This is a genomic window from Polynucleobacter sp. TSB-Sco08W16, from assembly GCF_018687455.1.
Taxonomy (GTDB): domain Bacteria; phylum Pseudomonadota; class Gammaproteobacteria; order Burkholderiales; family Burkholderiaceae; genus Polynucleobacter.
In genome coordinates this window covers 543138-561627 of record NZ_CP061291.1, presented here as the reverse complement: position 1 = coordinate 561627, position 18490 = coordinate 543138, and the positions used below count along the sequence as shown (strand labels likewise).

The 18490-nt window shown below is 45.6% G+C and carries 15 protein-coding genes, 1 other RNA gene, 1 pseudogene and 1 riboswitch; of the genes and pseudogenes, 6 read left to right on the top strand and 11 right to left on the bottom strand.

Features of this window, described 5'->3' with window-relative positions:
• The first annotated feature begins 66 nt into the window (after window positions 1-66).
• Window positions 67-1473 (top strand): DUF2252 domain-containing protein, encoded by a 1407-nt coding sequence (locus tag FD961_RS02970; RefSeq protein WP_215394041.1) that lies wholly within the window; start codon window positions 67-69, stop codon window positions 1471-1473.
• A 26-nt stretch (window positions 1474-1499) separates the two neighbouring features.
• Here FD961_RS02970 and FD961_RS02965 read toward each other — a convergent pair whose 3' ends face one another.
• From FD961_RS02965 to FD961_RS02940, 6 genes are all read right to left on the bottom strand, one after another.
• The gene (locus FD961_RS02965) at window positions 1500-2432 is read right to left on the bottom strand and encodes a methionyl-tRNA formyltransferase (protein ID WP_215394040.1); all 933 of its coding nucleotides are present in this window, start codon (window positions 2430-2432) and stop codon (window positions 1500-1502) included.
• Between the two features lies 1 nt (window position 2433).
• Window positions 2434-3681, bottom strand: coding sequence for a formyl-CoA transferase (gene frc / locus FD961_RS02960; protein ID WP_215394039.1), 1248 nt, complete (start codon window positions 3679-3681; stop codon window positions 2434-2436).
• A gap of 127 nt (window positions 3682-3808) precedes the next feature.
• A complete protein-coding gene (locus tag FD961_RS02955; protein ID WP_215394038.1) occupies window positions 3809-4237 on the bottom strand; it encodes a PAS domain S-box protein in 429 nt (142 codons plus the stop codon).
• Between the two features lie 103 nt (window positions 4238-4340).
• Window positions 4341-5591, bottom strand: a complete 1251-nt coding sequence (frc, locus tag FD961_RS02950) for a formyl-CoA transferase (RefSeq protein WP_215394037.1) — start codon at window positions 5589-5591, stop codon at window positions 4341-4343.
• A 63-nt stretch (window positions 5592-5654) separates the two neighbouring features.
• Entirely contained in the window at window positions 5655-7364 is a 1710-nt protein-coding gene (gene oxc / locus FD961_RS02945) for an oxalyl-CoA decarboxylase (protein ID WP_215394036.1), read from the bottom strand.
• Between the two features lie 202 nt (window positions 7365-7566).
• Complete coding sequence (locus FD961_RS02940; RefSeq protein WP_215394035.1) at window positions 7567-8184, bottom strand: Crp/Fnr family transcriptional regulator; 618 nt, start codon at window positions 8182-8184, stop codon at window positions 7567-7569.
• 72 nt (window positions 8185-8256) lie between these two features.
• A riboswitch (cobalamin riboswitch) is annotated at window positions 8257-8472 on the top strand.
• Window positions 8473-8615: 143 nt separating this feature from the next.
• Between FD961_RS02940 and FD961_RS02935 the strand changes: the two genes are divergently transcribed.
• The 5 genes and pseudogenes from FD961_RS02935 to FD961_RS02915 all read left to right on the top strand — a co-directional run bounded on the left by FD961_RS02935 (window position 8616) and on the right by FD961_RS02915 (window position 12457).
• Window positions 8616-10754 carry a TonB-dependent receptor gene (locus tag FD961_RS02935; protein WP_215394034.1) on the top strand — a complete coding sequence of 713 codons (2139 nt, stop codon included), beginning with the start codon at window positions 8616-8618 and terminating at the stop codon, window positions 10752-10754.
• Window positions 10755-10836: 82 nt separating this feature from the next.
• Window positions 10837-11124, top strand: a complete 288-nt coding sequence (locus tag FD961_RS02930; RefSeq protein ID WP_215394033.1) for a hypothetical protein — start codon at window positions 10837-10839, stop codon at window positions 11122-11124.
• A pseudogene (locus FD961_RS09545) lies at window positions 11105-11320 on the top strand (cell division protein ZapA); the annotation flags it as partial. The gene FD961_RS02930 and the pseudogene FD961_RS09545, both read left to right, overlap by 20 nt.
• A gap of 99 nt (window positions 11321-11419) precedes the next feature.
• A non-coding RNA gene (ssrS, locus tag FD961_RS02920) (6S RNA) lies at window positions 11420-11638 on the top strand.
• A complete protein-coding gene (locus FD961_RS02915) occupies window positions 11639-12457 on the top strand; it encodes a sulfite exporter TauE/SafE family protein (protein WP_215394032.1) in 819 nt (272 codons plus the stop codon).
• On the opposite strand, the gene FD961_RS02910 is transcribed toward FD961_RS02915, so the two are convergent.
• The 5 genes from FD961_RS02910 to FD961_RS02890 form a co-directional block, all read right to left on the bottom strand.
• The gene (locus FD961_RS02910) at window positions 12458-13981 is read right to left on the bottom strand and encodes a malonyl-CoA synthase (RefSeq protein ID WP_215394031.1); all 1524 of its coding nucleotides are present in this window, start codon (window positions 13979-13981) and stop codon (window positions 12458-12460) included.
• A gap of 36 nt (window positions 13982-14017) precedes the next feature.
• On the bottom strand, window positions 14018-15376 hold the full coding sequence (locus FD961_RS02905; protein WP_215394030.1) for a TRAP transporter large permease: 1359 nt from the start codon (window positions 15374-15376) through the stop codon (window positions 14018-14020).
• 2 nt (window positions 15377-15378) lie between these two features.
• Complete coding sequence (locus FD961_RS02900) at window positions 15379-15885, bottom strand: TRAP transporter small permease (protein ID WP_215394029.1); 507 nt, start codon at window positions 15883-15885, stop codon at window positions 15379-15381.
• 3 nt (window positions 15886-15888) lie between these two features.
• Window positions 15889-16962, bottom strand: coding sequence for a TRAP transporter substrate-binding protein DctP (gene dctP / locus FD961_RS02895; protein ID WP_215394028.1), 1074 nt, complete (start codon window positions 16960-16962; stop codon window positions 15889-15891).
• A gap of 146 nt (window positions 16963-17108) precedes the next feature.
• Window positions 17109-18413 carry a malonyl-CoA decarboxylase domain-containing protein gene (locus FD961_RS02890; RefSeq protein WP_215394027.1) on the bottom strand — a complete coding sequence of 435 codons (1305 nt, stop codon included), beginning with the start codon at window positions 18411-18413 and terminating at the stop codon, window positions 17109-17111.
• Window positions 18414-18490: the final 77 nt, after the last annotated feature.

Sequence of the window (18490 nt, the reverse complement as noted above, 5' to 3'; positions counted from 1 at the left end):
AGTTGCTTGAGCCTCTCTCTTGCAAATTTGCGTCACCCTTAAATAGACATATCGGATTATCAAAACATGTCGAGTGAACTATACGAATCATTTCTCAAAAAAAATCCCACCCTAAAAGAGCGCTTCGCCTTAGGGAAATCGATCCGCAAGCAGGCAAGTCGATCTGCAATTGGGCAATTCAATGTCGAAGGCAAACGTCAATCTCCGATTGATACATTGCTTGAGCAGGCTAAAACGCGCATTCCTGAGTACATCCCCATCCGCCATGCTCGTATGGCCGCCAATCCCTTTGCTTTTTTTCGGGGTGGCGCTGCAATCATGGCCAATGACTTAGCTAAAACTCAAAGTGTGCCTATTCAAGTTCAGTTATGTGGCGATATGCACGTGAGTAATTTTGGATTTTTCTCCACTTCAGAGCACCAACTCGTGTTTGGCATCAATGATTTTGATGAAACCCTTCCTGGCAACTTTGATTGGGATTTAAAACGCCTTACGACAAGCGCCCTGATTGCCTCCAAGCAGTTAGGTCAAGACCATGCGTATGGTGAAATGATTGTTCGCAATATTGTTACAGCCTATCGCAACTACCTTCATCACTATGCCTCAGTCCCTTATGTTGATATGAAGCGCACCTATATCGATGAAAAGGTTTTAAAGAGCATTGCCGTCAAATATGGAAGCGCTGCAAGTCAAAAATATTTAAAGGGCTTGCTAGATAAAGCTCGAAAAAATAATAATGCTGGCTTAATCGGTAAGTTAACGCAAAAAACCGCTGCAGGGATTCGGCTGATCAACAACCCTCCTTTTATTGAACATCTTGAACTCTCCGTTCATGGCGGAAAGATTTCAGAACTCAATGATGAGGGTATGAACTCCTATATTCAGTCCTTACCACCAGATCGCAGTCATTTACTACTGCGCTACAAATGGATTGATTGGGCACGAAAAATAGTCGGGGTTGGCAGCGTCGGAACCTCCTGCTGGGTCCTATATTTTGAGGGCCTGGACGCAAATGACGCACTTTTTTTGCAGACCAAACAAGCCCAACAATCCGTTTTAGCTCCATATTTTCCAAGCGCTCAATTTACCTCCGAGGGCGAGCGCGTAGTGCATGGTCAATCCCTCATTCAAGGAGCGCCAGATCTTTTCCTGGGTTTTGGCAGAACACGTGAAGTCGATTTTTATGTTCGACAATTACGCGATATGAAGGGTGGAATTTCGGTTGGGAACGATGGCATCAATGCAAAAGTCTTTCCTGATTTTGCCAAACTCTTTGGCTGGGCTTTAGCTAATGCACATGCTCGCTCCGGGGATGCAGCTACGCTTGCGGGATACTGCGGTAACAGTGAAGCTTTAGATGACTCTCTCGTTCATTTTGCAGCCTTGTATGCAAAGCAAAACGAGCATGACTACGAGACCTTCATTCAGGCTATTCAATCCGGCTCGCTCAGCTGCGCAACAAAGGATTATTAACTTAACCCTTTGGAGCGCCAAGGAACTTACAGGCTAAAGAACTGCCCTACCGCTAGATTCAGCTCCTTAGCTAATTCAGCACCAGTCACCTTCCCTGCGCCCCCCTTAGCCTTGAGAACCTCGATCTGCCCGCCATGGCAGCTGACAAAGAAAGAATCTAGAGTGATTTGAGTAATTTCACCAGGCTTGCCTTTGACTGCGCCAAAGGTAGCAGCCACATGCTTATGGCAATCATAGATCTGAACCTTTTGCTCACCAAACTTGGTCCATGCGCCAGGCGCTGGATTACAAGCGCGAATCAAATTATGAATTTGACTGATGTGTGTTGCCCAATGTATCTGAGCAGCATTCGCATCAAACCAGCCTTCATAGTTTGCTTGTGACTCATCCTGAACGAGTTCTTGATGTTTGCCAGCCACTACTAGGTCGGCAGCCTCTAACAGTGCCTTTATGCCAATCGGGAAAAGGTGGTCAAAATAAATCTTACCGAGAGTGTCGTCAGGACCAATTGCCACTTCTTTTTGCAAAATCACTTCACCTTCATCCAAGCCATCAGATGGACGGAAGATTGTTAAACCAGTTTTTTCTTCACCTAAAGCAATCGCCCAATTGATCGCGCTAGGGCCGCGGTACTTTGGTAACAGTGATGGGTGATATTGAATGGTGCCGTGCTTTGGGATTTTGCAGAGTTCTTGTGGCACAAACTGCAGTACATAGGCCATGACACAGATATCAGCCTGACTATCAATCATTGCCTGTGCAGCCTCAGAGCCCTTCAGAGAAGGAAATTGCAAGGGGGTCAAACCTCTTGATAGCGCTGCTTCTTTAAGCACTTCAGGCTTAGTTGATTTAGGATTATCAGGAGGACAAAATACAGCCACCACTTCATCACCACGATCTAAAAAAGCTTCTAATGCGGCTTTACCAAAGTCTGCACTACCAATCAACGCAACCCGCATCTTAAATAACCTTGTCGTGACGGAGTGCAATCAATTCATCAGTGGAGTAACCTAACTCACTCAGAATCTCATCGGTATGCTCACCCAACAACGGTGAACGCTCAACATCAGTTGGGCTATCCGACAACTTAATGGGATTACCAACAGTGAGGTACTTGCCACGAATAGGATGATCCACTTCCACGACAGTTCCAGTAGCACGCAACGCAGGTTCTTCTGCGATTTCTTTCATCGACAGAATTGGGCCACATGGGATATCGTATTTATTCAACACATCCATGACCTCAAACTTCGTCATGGTCATGGTCCATTTTTCGATCTCGCCAAAAATCTCCATCAAGTGTGGCAAGCGCGCCATTGGGGATGCAAAACGCACATCCGTAATCCAATCTTCACGCCCAATCACCTTACAAACAGCCTCCCATACTGGGGCCTGAATAATCACATACATATAAGCATTGGGATCAGTCTCCCAGCCTTTGCATTTGACAATCCAACCAGGCTGACCGCCACCAGAGGCATTACCAGCACGGGGCACAGCATCACCAAACTCACCATTAGGAAACTGTGGATACTCTTGCATCAAACCATTACGCTCTAAGCGCTGTTGATCACGTAACTTTACACGGCATAAGTTCAATACTGCATCTTGCATTGCTGCCAATACTTTCTGACCGCGGCCAGAGTGAGTACGCTGATAGAGCGCGGTAACAATACCCAATGCCAAATGCAAACCAGTGCCACTGTCACCAATCTGCGCACCAGTGACCATGGGTGGGCCATCATCAAAACCTGTAGTTGATGCAGAACCGCCTGCGCATTGCGCTACATTCTCATACACTTTGCAATCTTCGTATGGGCCAGGGCCAAATCCTTTAACAGAAGCCATGATCATCATTGGATTGAGCTCCTGAATACGCTCCCAAGAAAATCCCATGCGATCGAGTGCGCCTGGTGCAAAGTTCTCAACCAAAACATCACACTCTTTAATCAGACGCTCCAGAATTTCTTTACCCTTTTGGGTTTTGGTATTTACAGTGATGGAACGCTTGTTATGGTTCAACATCGTGAAATACAAACTATCCGCATCGGGAATATCGCGCAATTGACCGCGTGTTGCATCCCCCTCGCCTGATTTTTCTACCTTGATCACGTCTGCACCAAACCAAGCTAATAACTGAGTACAAGTTGGCCCTGATTGAACGTGCGTAAAGTCGAGGATTTTGACCCCTTCTAGTGCTTTTGCCATGATTTAAGTCCCAATAAGAATGAAATTTTAAATTAAGGCAATTTTACCAGTGGGTAATCAGGCTCATTAGCAGATGCACAATTTTTGGGCATAAACTCTATTTAAGCCCTATGGAGCCTAAGTATTGCTAGGGCTGAGAAGTTTCAAGGTCAGAAAGGCGCTTTTTGAGAGCCCTTTCTTCAGCAAAACGAGCAGTTTCATCTCGAATAATGGCTACCACCCCATTGGCCTGGTGATTCTCATCAAAAAGCATGCCAACCGTAAAGGCAATCGACAGCATGCTGCCATCTTGATGTTTGGCCGGAACCTTTAATAAAGAAGTGCCATAGCGAGTGGTGCCGGTCTGCATTGAGTGGCTATAGCCCTCGTTGTGTCTCTGATGCTGGCGTTCCGGGACAATTAAATCCAAGGTGTTACCCAAGGCTTCAGCTTCTGAATAACCAAAGATGCGAGTAGCTGCAGGATTCCACAACACTATCTTTTCATCGGAATCGGCCACAATGATTGCATCACCAACGCACTCCACTAACTGATGTAAATCGATATTGGTATTCATGGAATACAGTCTATGTCTTATTGATAAATCTGTATATTGATTTTCTAAATAAAAAAGGCGCTCACTAGGAGCGCCTTTTACTTAACAGCGATATTAATCGTGATTAAACTGCTTTTGCTGCATGCAATTTAGCGATGTCATCTGAGCTGTAACCTAGGTCAGCCAACACTTCATCAGTGTGCTCACCCAATACAGGAGATGGCTTCACTTCGATTTCCAAATCAGAGAACTTGATTGGGCTACCGATAGTCAAATACTTGCCACGTACTTTGTGGTCAACTTCAACAATCGAGCCGCTCTTACGCAAGTCTGGTGATGCAGCCAATTCTTTCATGGAGAGAACTGGAGCACATGGAATATCGAACTTGCGGAGGATGTCCACAGCTTCATATTTAGTCTTGTCTTTGAGCCAATCTTCAATCGTTGCGAAGATATCAAAAATCTTGTCTTGACGAGCTTCAGCAGTCATGTAAGCCGGATCAGTTGCCCACTCTGGTTTGCCCAAAGCCTTAGTAATTGGCTCCCAAGCGTGACCTTGAATAGTGAAATAGATGTATGCGTTAGGATCAGTTTCCCAACCTTTACACTTCAATACCCAACCTGGCTGACCGCCACCACCAGCATTACCGCCACGTGGAACTACGTCAGTGAATGAACCATGTGGGTACTGTGGATACTCTTCCAAGTAACCAACTTTGTCCAAACGCTGTTGATCGCGCAACTTCACACGGCACAAGTTCAATACTGCATCTTGCATTGAGCAAGAAACTTTTTGACCTTTACCAGTCTTCGCGCGCTGCATCAAAGCAGTCAAAATTCCAATTGCCAAATGCATACCAGTATTAGAGTCACCCAAAGCAGCAGCAGAAACGGTAGGAGGACCATCCCAGAAACCAGTAGTAGAAGCTGCACCACCAGCACACTGAGCTACGTTCTCATACACTTTTAAGTCTTCGTATGAGTGGCCATCACTAAAGCCTTTTACAGAAGCCATGATCATTTTTGGGTTTAATTCTTGGATACGCTTCCAAGAGAATCCCATGCGATCCAAAGCGCCTGGGCCAAAGTTTTCAACCATGACGTCAGAAGTCTTGATCATCTTCTCTAACACTTCTTTACCTTCTTGAGTTTTAGTATCAAGGGTCAAAGAACGCTTATTACCGTTGAGCATTGTGAAGTACAAAGCATCTGCGCCTGGAACGTCGCGCAACTGGCTACGTGTTACGTCACCAGAACCTGGACGCTCTACTTTAATTACGTCAGCGCCATACCAAGCCAACAACTGAGTACATGCAGGACCTGCTTGTACGTGTGTGAAGTCAATAATGCGAATACCGTCTAATGGTTTAGTCATAGTTGTTTCTCCTTAAGTCTTTCTTGTTTACTGCAAATGTAGTCCGAAAATATTAACGTTTTATTACTTCTTAGCAGCTGCTGTGGATGGGTTTAGGTTTGTTAAACGTCCGCTCTCAGTACCTGCAGTTTCATCAATAACAGCATTGATGAGGGCTGGTTTACCGGCAGCAATGGCTTCTGTTAATGCTGCTTCTAATTCTGCTGGGGTAGTTACGTAGTAACCCACGCCACCAAACGCTTCAATCATCTTGTCGTAACGCGCATCTTTTACGAATACTGTTGGGGCAACATCAGCACCGCCTGTAGGATTTACATCGGTACCACGGTATACGCCGTTGTTATTGAAAACAACAGTAGTAATTGGCAGGTTGTAACGGCAAACCGTTTCCAATTCCATACCACTAAAGCCGAATGCACTATCGCCCTCAACTGCAACTGTTGGCAAACCGCTAATGACAGCAGCTCCAATGGAGTAACCCATACCAATACCCATAATGCCCCATGTACCAGAGTCAAAACGCTTACGTGGCTTGTACATATCTACGATGGCACGGCAGTAATCCAAAGTATTAGCACCTTCGTTCACCAAGTTCACATCTGGGTTCTTCTTGATGACATCACGAATGACACGCAATGCACCATGGAAGTTCATTGGGTTCGCTTCTTTAGCCAAGGTCTCTGCCATCTTGGCAAGATTCTTGTCTTTCTTTTCAGTGATCGCAGCAATCCACTCAGCACTTGGCTTAGGAACAGCAGAGATACCCTTCAGGAGTTCACCAACGCATGAGCCAATATCACCAATCAACGGTGCAGCGATTTGTACGTTGCTATCGACTTCGTTTGCCTGAATATCAATTTGGATAAATTTCTTAGGCTCTTTGCCCCATGTCTTGCCCTTACCGTGCGCCAGCAACCAGTTCAAACGCGCACCAACCAACAACACTGCATCAGCTTCAGCCAATACAAATGAACGTGCTGCAGAAGCAGATTGTGGGTGATTGTCTGGCAACAAACCTTTTGCCATAGACATTGGTAAGTAAGGGATGCCAGATTTTTCAACCAGATCACGAATCTCTTGATCAGCTTGAGCATAGGCAGCGCCCTTACCCAACAGAATCAATGGGCGCTTAGCACCTTTAAGAACGTCTAATGCACGAGCAACAGCATCTGCTGCTGGGATTTGACGTGGAACTGGATCGATTACCTTGAAGATGGTTTTCTTGGCTTCATCTGCAGGCATTGTTTGAGCAAGCAACTGGGCTGGCAAATCTAAATACACGCCACCTGGACGACCAGAAACGGCTGCACGGATTGCGCGAGCAAAACCAATGCCGATATCTTCAATATGATTGATACGATAGGCAGCTTTGCAATATGGCTTAGCAGCGTTGAGCTGATCCATCTCTTCGTAATCGCCCTGCTGCAAGTCAACGATTTCACGTTCACTTGAACCGGAAATCAAAATCATTGGGAAACAGTTCACAGTGGCGTTCGCCAATGCTGTCAAACCGTTCAAGAAACCTGGTGCAGAAACAGTCATACAGATACCAGGCTTTTGAGTCATGTAACCAGCGATCGCTGCAGCATTACCAGCATGCTGCTCATGACGGAAACCAATGAAGCGCAAGCCTTCTGCTTGAGCTAAACGACATAGGTCAGTAATTGGAATGCCTACGAGACCGAAAATCGTATTGAGATCATTTGCTTTCAGTGCATCAATAACGAGGTGAAAGCCATCAGTTAATTGGGTGTTTTGGTTGTCTGTTGTCATAGAATTTTTAGGTGAATTACGGATAGCTCTGAGTAAGGGCTAATGCAATCTAGCTTGCGCTACTGTCTCCAATAAAGTTATTAATCGCACGACGGGTTTTACTCCCCGCTTAGGCTGAGATGAATATTAGGCTTGGAGGTCGGGATCATCATTGACTTCGGTCAATTTCCCCCTAAATCCTGTAATTACAGGGCCATGAAGCCTAGATAAAAAGCTCTTTATGCTTTGTTTTGAGGCGACTCAAGGTCTCTGGGGAGAGATTGAGATAAGCGGCCAACTCTTTTTTAGGGAGAAGCTCAAAAAGGTTCTCGTATTTGCGCAAAAAGCGCTCTACCCTGCCTGGGGCATCCAACATGTGCAAGGTAATGGTATGAGCCATGATCTCGCTCATCAGACGCATCACCTCGAATTCAAAACTCTCTTTGAGAGGCTTATGCTCTTCCAGGAATTCAGCCCACTTTTTCATAGGCATGCGGGCTACGCGGGCTTTAGTGACACAGGCGATGCTATATGGGGCCGCTGTCTTCAGGCGCCAGGCGGCATAGCTAGTTTCGATATCTTTTTCAATGGCAAAACGCAGGATCATTTCTTTTGCATCTGGGCTAGAGACAATGCGCTTCAGAATTCCATCAAGCACAAAGTATTGCTCCATCTGGTGATCGCCCTGATGAAGCAAGATTTCTGATTTTCTGAGGTCTGAGATCTCCAGATGACGCTCTAAATCTGCCATAGCTGCAGGATCCAAGCTTTTCAAGACTGAGTTTTGACTCAGCTGTAGCCGAATTAGGTTTTTTTCGAGGTGCTTATCTAATGCTGTCATGAATCCTTCATCCTAGACCCTCTATTGTAGGCTTTTTATAAGCCAAATCAGGCATCAAAGACCTTCTATCGGCTAGAATTCAGGTGTCGTGGTGCTTTATTGCAGTGCAATAAAGTTAAACGGGAAACACTAAACGTGTGCTGCCCCCGCAACGGTAGGTAAATACGCTCCAAATACGCAGTAAGGGGCGTCAGGAATCTGAAACGCCACTGTGCGCATCAATCGCATGGGAAGGCCAAATTCTGACATTTACTAGCCCGGATACCGGCCAAGACAGGTGGAATTTTGCGGACGGGGATCTTCGCGCGCCGATGACAGCGTCAGATCTCTCGATCAAACGCCAAATTGACGCCCGAACTCCTGCACCGGAAATTCTGTTCGACCCAGCTTACGGGGAAGTGAGCTAGGCATTCGATAACAGAAGGTCAAAAATGCAGCAGCAGTTGAGTAAGAAAAAAATCGCCCTATTTTGCGGCGCAGTGCTAACCCTTGGTTTTACCCATCACGTATCTGCCCAAAATGCTCAATCAACGGTAATTGTTTCCGGATCACGCTTTGAGGAGAATCTTAATGAGGTTCCCGCCAACGTTCAGGTAATTACCAGAGAAGAAATTGCAGAATCCACTTCTACTAATATTCCAGACATCCTATCCCAAATAGGTGGCCTGAATGTAAGAAACACAAATGGTGGGCAATTAAATCTTGGCGCAACAATTGATATGGGCGGCTACGGTGTAACAGCCAATAGCACAACGCTTGTATTGATTGATGGTCAGAGAATTAATCCTATTGACTCATCCTCTGTGGCCTGGGAATCAATCCCACTAGACTCTATCAACCGAATTGAAATATTACATGGTGGCGCCAGTGTTCAATACGGTAATGGCGCAGTCGGCGGTGTTATCAACATAATTACCAACGGTGGGAAAAAGGATCTCAATCAGCTATCTACCTCTTACGGTAGTTTTAATACCCTTGTGAATAACGCAATTTTTAGAAGTACAGTTGATGAAACTACTTTGCAGTTAAGTGCAAATACGTCGAATTCAAATGGTTGGAGACAAAATTCCGCCGCTAACGCGTATGCCTTTGATGCAAAAGTTACTCAATCACTGGGCGGTAGAGATAACCTCTATGCAGATGCGTTTTATAGTTACTCAAATCAACAAACCCCAGGGGGTGTAGTTGGACAAGTTGGTCAAGGGGATCCCCAGGCAGCAAAATTTAACAACATAGCATCTGGTACAACTGCAAATAATTCAGGTATTCGTGCAGGACTAGCCAAGGATCTTGGTAGCAACTTCAATTTAGAAGTGGATAGCTTTTACAGCAATAAAACTACCTTTTTTAATCAGCCCTATTACTCCAGCGAAGCCTCGGGTATCGGCGATCCTGCAAATGGGCAATACCAATACATTAGCCCTTCATTTACCAAATTCCAGGGATGGCAAGGCAATTTTTCACCTCGAATTAAGGGAGACTTTGGTTCATTCGGAACTAGCATCTTGGGCTATGAGTTCAATAAAGCCAGCCAATCCTCCGGCAATACTTATAGTGCTGTAATGAATCAGACGGCAGCTAACGTTTACCCCCCAGGGCCATATGGGGTAGCTAGCCTACCATTACAGAGTGCAGCAAATGCAAGCCTCTATAACCAGTCGATCTACTTTATACAAAAACTCCCCATTACCAATGGCATTGATCTAAATGGAGGTTATCGATACCAAACACAAAGCGCCACAGCAAACGGAACTGATATTTGGACCGGAGCAGCAAGTGATAGCCAAACTTATTCAGCCAATGCTGGAGATATAGCGCTCAACTTTAAATATCTTGAAGGTCAACGAATCTACATCAAATGGAATCAATCGTATCGTTTTCCAAATATTGATGAATTTTGGGGTTGGTCCAAGAATGGAGGAGGCTCTACATTCGGCGGAATTCTTAAACCTCAGACCGCACAAACTTATGAGCTCGGTGGAAATTGGCAGGTCCTAAAAAGCAACCTAACTGCATCAGTTTTTACATCAGTCTCTCAGAATGAAATTCTCTACAACCCTGCTACATTCATTAACTCCAATTCTCCTTATGACATCAATCGGAATGGAGCGATCTTTAATATTCTTTCAGCAGTAACACCTCGGTTATCGATTGGCGCTGGTGGAACAGTTCAGCATGCCTTCTATGCAAATGGGCCTTATCAAAGTCAATCTATTCCACAGGTCCCAAATTTACTTCTGAATGCCCGAGCGACTTACATGATTACTAGTCAGTGGTCTATTGGTGGAGTAATTAATTATGTTGGTAGCCAGCACTACGATGCCTCACCTACTGATTACAACTCTTTAGCTGTAATGCCCTCATATACCGTTGCAGATATTTATGCCAACTATAAGCTGGGAAACTGGGAAACCCGCTTAACAGTTAAAAACGTTGGTAATGCTCAATATGCAACCTATGGGGGTTATGGTTTTGTAACTGGCCCAAACAGTAACAATGGCAGTAATTATTTTTACTACCCTAATGATCCTAGATCCATCTTTATTAGCGCTAAGTACAGCTTTAACTAAGTTATAAGCTAGAGCCCGCCCCGGTTTAGCTCCAAACCGGGGCATCCTTCACCAATGCTTTGCCTGAGGCTACAATGCCAGTATGAGTGAGCAAACCTCCCTTTCCCCGAATTTGGAAGCGTCTGACCTTGGTGCCTTAAGTGCATCGATTGAGCGCCTTTCTGAAAAGATTGCTTTAGTCCAAGATGCTGTTCGCAATCTCAATCAGAGTCGCGTTCAGCTTGAGGGCAAGATTGAAGATGCTCAAAAACGGGTACAACGTATCTTGAGTCGCCTACCAGAACAAAATGATGGTCGCCAATTAAACTTACTTGGCGAAGTCATTCCACCAACCAACTCAGAGGACGACAGTGAGCCAACAACGCATTGAAGTAACTCTTGCCGGTCAAAAGATCACTTTAGCGACCAGCGCTGAACATGAACCCCTACTTCGTGCGGCCTGCGTCTTGGTTGACGAACAAATTCAATTGGCCATCGGTGGTGGTAATCGCAGCATTGAACGAGCCAGCATGATGGCGGCACTCAAAATTGCAGGTGACTTAATTACATTACAAAAGAATCAAACCCATCAAAGCGCTTCTTCAAATGTGAGCTCCGATGAAATAGCTCGTCTTCAAGCAGAAATTGCTGGGCTTGAAGAGCAAGTAGACTCTTTGATGCAAACCCTTTCCCTGCCTGGTTCGCCAAGGCCAATAGTTCCTTGAACCGATGCGCAAGCATCCGGAACGATCTTTACCTTGTGGGCGTGAGCGTTTTGCAAGTTCACAGTGCCAACTTAGACTTGGTTACTCCCTGAATTTCTTAATGCACCCGAAACAGAGTAGCCGTTCCACCTTGAACCTTAGGGTTCAGGATGACGGCCTAGCGGCCAAGGCGGGGAATTCATGTTACTGAGTGACATCATGATGTTGATGCTCTGTGGGAGCATCTCTGGATTTCTTGCAGGACTCCTGGGCATTGGTGGCGGCATGATCCTAGTGCCGTTCATGATCTTGGTTTTTAATCATTTAGGCTTCAGCCAAGAAGTGATTGTGCACATGGCGATAGCTACTGGAATGTGCACCATTCTATTCACCACCTCCTCCGCAATTTGGGCACACCATAAACATGGCTCAATCGATTGGAAATTAGTGGCATCACTTAGTCCCGGAATGATTTTTGGTGGTCTGATTGGTGGCAGCGAATTATTCGAAGCATTAAAAACCTCTTGGCTCTCACTCTTCTTTGCCATCTTTATTGTTTACACCTCCATTCAGATGCTGCTCAATAAAAAACCTAAACCAGGTCGAGAGCTACCGGGGTCGCTTGGTCTATTTTCATTTGGGGCATTCGCAGGTGGGCTTGCAAGCTTAGTAGGTGCTGGTGGCGCATTTGTGACCGTTCCATTTATGTTGTGGTGTAACGTCAAACCCCACACTGCTATGGCTACATCATCCGGCTTGGGCCTTCCGGTCGCAGCTGCAGCAACCCTGGGTTATATGTACGGCAGCTGGGGAAATCCTAATTTACCAAATGGATCAATGGGATTTGTTTACTTGCCTGCTGTTGCTTGCATCGTAGGGGTGAGTATTTTTACTGCCCCTTGGGGAGCCAAGCTGGCCAGAAAGCTGGATGTGGCTCAACTAAAAAGAGTCTTTGGCGTGATGCTATTTTTCCTTGCGGCCTTCATGTTTAACGAAAGCCGCAAGGCATTCGGTTTTTAACTAGCTGGTGTATTGCTGACGCAAAATATTCTTTTGCACCTTACCCATCGCATTTCGGGGCAAGTCCCCAACAATCTCTAAACGTTTTGGTATCTTGAAATTGGCAATTTGTGTTTTCAGGGTAGCAATCATGGCTTCGGCATTTAACTTTGCTCCAGCCTTAGGCACAACCACTGCCATTACAGCTTCGCCAAAGTCAGGGTGCGGAATACCGATTACTGCGCTCTCATCAACACCATCCATGTCATCAATAAAACTTTCGATCTCTTTTGGATAGACGTTGTAACCGCCAGAAATAATTAAGTCCTTGCTGCGGCCAACGATGCATAAATAGTTTTTAGGTGCCTTACCGCCATTAGCATCCCCACCCCAGCGACCAACGTCACCAGTCTTAAACCAACCATCTTTGGTGAACTCTTCCGCAGTCTTCTCCGGCATACGCCAATAGCCCTTAAATACATTTGGGCCCTTAACTTGGATGCTGCCAATTTCATCAACGCCGCACGCTTTATTGTCTTCATTGACAACGCGTACCTGCACGCCAGGCAAAGGCAATCCCACTGAACCGCCTACGCGAGCGCCTTTGTAAGGATTAGAAACCAACATGACGGTTTCACTCATGCCATAACGCTCAAGAATAGGCTGGCCAATCACCTCTTTGAAAGAGTTAAATGTTTCAGTCAACAAAGGTGCTGAACCCGAAACAAATAAACGCATATTGCGCGCGACCTTCTTGGTAAAGCCCTTATCGGCCAAAAGGCGTACGTAGAAAGTGGGTACACCCATCATGACTGTTGATTGGGGCATATGATGAATCAGCTGCGACACATCCAAACGCGGCAACCAAATCATCTTGCTACCATTAATCAATGCACCATGCGCCGCAACAAACAGACCATGAACGTGGAAGATTGGCAATGCGTGTAAAAGTACATCGCCCTTTTTCCAGCCCCAGAATTTTTGCAAGACCTGTGCATTGCTATACAAATTCTTATGGGTCAACATAGCACCCTTGCTGCGGCCGGTTGTACCAGAGGTATACAAGATCGCAGCTAAATCATCATCCTTAGTGGCAACAGTCTTGAATGTGTCGCTCAATCCACCAGCACGCTCGAGCAAAGTACCTGTGCGATCTTCATTTAAGGTAAATACCTGTTTGGTACCAGCCTTAGATGCAACCTTGGATACCCAAGAGAAATTCTTACCGCTGCAAACCACTACGGCAGGCTCTGCATTTTCAATAAAGTACTGCATCTCAGCAGATTGGTAAGCGGTATTGAGAGGTAAATAGACATACCCTGCACGAATAGTGGCCAAGTATAAAAATAAGGCCTCAGGAGATTTTTCAACCTGAACCGCAACACGTGAACCTGCGGGTAGCTTAAGACTTTTCAGTAGGTTGGCTATCTTTGCCGTTGCGCTCTCTAGATCACCCCAAGAGTAATAGAGGCCATCATGTGTTTCGATAGCGCAAGCTTTTTTATCTTTTGGAAAACCTTTTTCCAATACTGAATACAAATTCATGAAATAGTCCTAATTAATTCTGTTTTATCAAATGGCTCAATGAACTTTTGCTACACCCATTACCAAGTCAGATAGACCTGTTGCGATCTCCGGCACAAAGCAGAGCAATACAACAGAGAGAATCATGATGACAACGAATGGCAGTACGCCATAAATGATTTCATTTAGGGGAATATCGGGGGCAATATTCTTAATGACGAAAATATTTAAGCCCACCGGAGGGTGAATCAATCCGGTTTCCATCACAATCGTCATCACTACACCAAACCAAACCAAGTCAAAGCCAGCAGCTCGCAGAGGTGGCAAGAAGATTGGTGCAGTCATCAGAATGATCGAGACTGGCGGCAAGAAGAAGCCCAAGATAATTACCAAAATCAAGATCGCAGCTAAGAGACCCCATCTACCCAAACCGAGATCAACAATCGCCTGTGCGGCTGATTGACTCAAATGCAAGTGACTCATCACATTTGAGAACAATAAAGACATACCAATAATGAACATCAGCATGGTTGATTCTTTAATAGTTGCATTGAGTAATGGTGACAAGTCTTTAATGCGCCACATCTTGTAGATACCGGCGATCAAGACAAAGGCCAAGATAGCGCCCAGACCCGCAGTCTCAGAGGGAGTTGCATAACCGCCATAAAGCGCAACCATCACACCAATTAATAGCACCAAGAAAGGCAGTACGCGTGGCAGCGAACTCATCTTCTGCTGCATCGTGTAGGTATGGCGCTCAAGAATAGGTTGGCTTGGTGCACCAACTTTAACTGCCTCAAGGGCTAAGTTATATTCCTTGCGAAAGCGAAACACGGTGTATATCGAGAAGAACACTACCAACATCAATCCGGGGCCAATACCTGCAAGGAATAAACGGCCCAATGATTGCTCAGCAGCAACGGAATACAAAATCATGGTGATTGATGGTGGCAACAAAATACCCAAAGTTCCACCAGCAGCAATGATGCCGGCTGCTAAACCAGGTGAATAACCACGTTTACGCATCTCTGGAATACCAGCACTTCCAATAGCAGAACAAGTTGCAGGACTAGAGCCCGCCATTGCTGCAAACAAAGCGCAAGCCAATACGTTAGCTACGCCAAGTCCGCCAGGGACCTTACCTAACCATACATGCAAAGCTTCATATAAATCTTGACCGGCACGCGATCTACCGATAGCCGCACCCTTCAAGATAAAGAGTGGGATAGAGAGCAAGGTAATGCTAGCCATCTCTTCGTAGACGTTTTGAGTCACGGTATCCAATGAAGAGGCAGGCATGAAGAACACCATGAACACCACTGCGACTGATCCCAGCGCAAATGAAATAGGCATTCCTGAAAACATAATCAGTAGTGTTACTACTGCAAACAACAATCCGAGCATCATGATTGACATACTTATTCCCCTTTGCCTGGATTAGCTACATCTCCAAACGCTTGGAGCAAAATTTGAAATGCCAACAAGGTCATGCCAATTGACATCATGATGTATGGGATCCAAAGTGGTGGAGCCCATGAAGATGAAGTTACTTGACCATCTATCCACGCCTCGTGAAACAAAGCCCATGATTTCCATGCAAAGAATGTGCAGAATGCACATGAAGCAATATCAATGAGTAAGACGCGCAGTTGATTGACTGACTTTGGCAACATTGTTGAGATAGCTGAGATCCCGACATGTCCACGAATCTGCTGAACGTAAGCACCACATAAGAATGTGGCGCCTACCAAGCAAAATACCGCAGCTTCATCTTGCCAGTCAGTCGTTGCCCCAAAGAAAGCACGGGAAGCAACGCTGTAGCTCAAAATCACTGATGCGGCGACTAGGGCCAAAGAGCCTAAAAACACCATGAGCTTATTGATGCCCGACATTAAGCGGTCGGTCGCTTGCAATAATTGAGTCATGTGTTAGGTCACTTTTTCTGCTGCTTTTAACAAGGCGGCACAGCTTTCACTCTTTTCAGCGTAATCTTTCCATGCGCTATCTCGTGCGATTACTTTCCACTTATCCACAATAGCAGTATCAATATCCGTTACTTTGCTGCCAGCTCTCGCATAAGCAAGTGCTGCAGTCCTATCATCATCCTTAGCTGCCTCGAGACCAAACTTTTCCATTTCTGCACCAGCCGCCATCAAGGCATCGCGCTGATCTTTTGGTAAAGCATCGAAGATTTGCTTGGACATCATTAAAGGCTCAAGCATGAACCAATAGGATTTTTGACGTGCGCTAGTAAACGCTTTTGCAAGCTCTTCTAGCTTGAAGGACATGAAACTGGTCGAGGATGTAAAGGCTGCATCCATTGCGCCAGTTTGCATTGCTGCATAAATCTCGTTAGACGGCAAAGAAATAACTGAAGCGCCAGCTGCCTTGAGCATTAAATCAAACTCGCGACTACCGCCACGAATTTTCATACCCTTTACATCTTCAGGAAGAACAATAGACTTACTTCTGCTGGCAACACCACCTGCTTGCCACACCCAACTCAGAAGCACAATACCTTTGTCTTCCAAAGTCTTAGTCAACAGACGACCCACTTCGGCAGTTTTCCATTTGGCTGCTTGCTCATAGCTGCTGACCAATGCAGGCATCAAACCAATATTCACCTCAGGCACTTCTCCGCCAGCATAAGGCATTGGGAAAAGGGAAATATCTAATGCGCCTTTACGCATTGCGCTGAATTGGGCATTCGTCTTCATGAGTGAAGAACCGGGATAGACCTGAAATTTCAAGGCGCCCTTGGTGCGCTTCTCAACAGATTCAGCAAATTTTCTGCAAAGACGATCACGGAAGTCACCCGCCTGGATCGTGCCACCAGGGAATTGGTGAGAAATATTCAGTGTTTTAGTAGCCGCCTGCGCAACAGAGTTAGAGCTGTAGCCCACAACTCCAGCTAAGGGCAATGCTGCAGATCCCGCTAGCAACTGACGACGTAATGCATTTGGCTTAGATGCGCCAGATCCTGAATTAAATTCATTGCTCATGTTGATCTCCCGATTCCTTGTTTATGTCTTCTTATTGTTTCAGTACTTATTAGTTGCTGGATCTTAGCGCCCAGCTTCTTTACCGCTCATTCTAAAGCGAATACTCTTTGAACTCTGCTTTAGAGTTTCTCCTCCTAAATTCCCACTTATGGCTGCATCAGGCGACCTACAGCCCTTGAATAATCAATTTCGCCCTGTGTAAAGCGTTCATGATTCTCCTCAACTGCCGAGAGATCATATAAATAATTGACCATAAGTGCTGCTGACTGACGTAAACCCTTACGTGAGAGATCAGCAGCCCAGTTAATTTGATGCAACTTAGCGCCATTACCTAAATGGAATTTCGCTACTGGATTACCGTTTCTGCCAGCGGATCCCAATGCAAGATAAATACTGGCAAGGCAAAGCAAAGCATTCTTTTCTTTTTCAGTAGCATTATCAGGATGCCAACCAGAGCTCAAACGTTCTGTCCATGAGCGTTTAGCCAAACCAATGGCCTCTAATGCTTGTTCACGAGCTGTGCGAATTGCTGGCTTTAACTGAACGCCAGTTTTATCACCACCAATATCAGCACCTGCTGCAACCCAATCAATAAATCCTGGAATTGGTGAGAGCGTGACAAATGTTTTTAAACCAGGGAACTCTGCATGTAATTGCTCAGCAACGCGCTTGATTAAGAAATTACCCATCGAAACACCACGCAAACCAGGCTCACAGTTGCTAATTGAATAAAACGCGGCAACTTTATATTGCGAGCTTTGATGAACGGTCTCAGCCTTCTTATCTACCAAGGGAGTAATCACCGCTGGAATCTCAGGCAGCAAAGCCACCTCCACGAAAATCAAAGGTTCATTTGGCAGCTGCGGATGAAAGAATGCAAAGCAACGACGATCAGGCTGCAAGCGCCTCCGCAGGTCATCCCAGCCATCAATCGCATGTACTGCTTCATGCTGAATTAACTTCTCCAACACTTCTGCTGGAGATTTCCAGTCGACTCGATGCATCTTCAAAAAGCCTGGATTAAACCAAGAAGACAATAAGTGACGCAGATCAAAATCAACAGCAGTTAACTCGGGCTGCTTTTCAAGCAACTGCAAAAGATCGCGTCGCATTTCTACTAAGGCAGCTGTACCGTTAGTTGCTCGATTGAGTCGTCGAAATAACTCTTGTCTTGGAGGCTCAGTCACGCGTTGCAATTTAATGTAATTACGAGCACTCGCTTCAGCAGAAAAATTTTGTGCTGCAGTCATCACCGCTGCGGCATCTGGATTAAGCTTCTCAAAGAGAAAGGTAAAAAACTTGATGTGCTGATCTTTAGAGAGCTTGCGATAGTTGTTAATGACATCGTCAGCCATGCTGACTGCATTGGACTCGCCTCGCTCAGAAATGAGCCGATTTACCGCGCCAGTGACGCGAGAAAAATATCGAGCTTTTGCTAACTTTTCCAGCATGAGGTTTTTATCCAATGATGTTCAACAAAATAATGTCTCAATGTATTCCCGACCTAGGGGGTAATCAATTAAGTTAA

Bases quoted from the DNA above. Each gene is read 5' to 3' on its own strand.
- FD961_RS02970 (WP_215394041.1), top strand. From the start codon at position 67: ATGTCGAGTGAACTATACGAATCATTTCTCAAAAAAAATCCCACCCTA.
- FD961_RS02965 (WP_215394040.1), bottom strand. From the start codon at position 2,432: ATGCGGGTTGCGTTGATTGGTAGTGCAGACTTTGGTAAAGCCGCATTA.
- frc (WP_215394039.1), bottom strand. From the start codon at position 3,681: ATGGCAAAAGCACTAGAAGGGGTCAAAATCCTCGACTTTACGCACGTT.
- FD961_RS02955 (WP_215394038.1), bottom strand. From the start codon at position 4,237: ATGAATACCAATATCGATTTACATCAGTTAGTGGAGTGCGTTGGTGAT.
- frc (WP_215394037.1), bottom strand. From the start codon at position 5,591: ATGACTAAACCATTAGACGGTATTCGCATTATTGACTTCACACACGTA.
- oxc (WP_215394036.1), bottom strand. From the start codon at position 7,364: ATGACAACAGACAACCAAAACACCCAATTAACTGATGGCTTTCACCTC.
- FD961_RS02940 (WP_215394035.1), bottom strand. From the start codon at position 8,184: ATGACAGCATTAGATAAGCACCTCGAAAAAAACCTAATTCGGCTACAG.
- FD961_RS02935 (WP_215394034.1), top strand. From the start codon at position 8,616: ATGCAGCAGCAGTTGAGTAAGAAAAAAATCGCCCTATTTTGCGGCGCA.
- FD961_RS02930 (WP_215394033.1), top strand. From the start codon at position 10,837: ATGAGTGAGCAAACCTCCCTTTCCCCGAATTTGGAAGCGTCTGACCTT.
- FD961_RS02915 (WP_215394032.1), top strand. From the start codon at position 11,639: ATGTTACTGAGTGACATCATGATGTTGATGCTCTGTGGGAGCATCTCT.
- FD961_RS02910 (WP_215394031.1), bottom strand. From the start codon at position 13,981: ATGAATTTGTATTCAGTATTGGAAAAAGGTTTTCCAAAAGATAAAAAA.
- FD961_RS02905 (WP_215394030.1), bottom strand. From the start codon at position 15,376: ATGTCAATCATGATGCTCGGATTGTTGTTTGCAGTAGTAACACTACTG.
- FD961_RS02900 (WP_215394029.1), bottom strand. From the start codon at position 15,885: ATGACTCAATTATTGCAAGCGACCGACCGCTTAATGTCGGGCATCAAT.
- dctP (WP_215394028.1), bottom strand. From the start codon at position 16,962: ATGAGCAATGAATTTAATTCAGGATCTGGCGCATCTAAGCCAAATGCA.
- FD961_RS02890 (WP_215394027.1), bottom strand. From the start codon at position 18,413: ATGCTGGAAAAGTTAGCAAAAGCTCGATATTTTTCTCGCGTCACTGGC.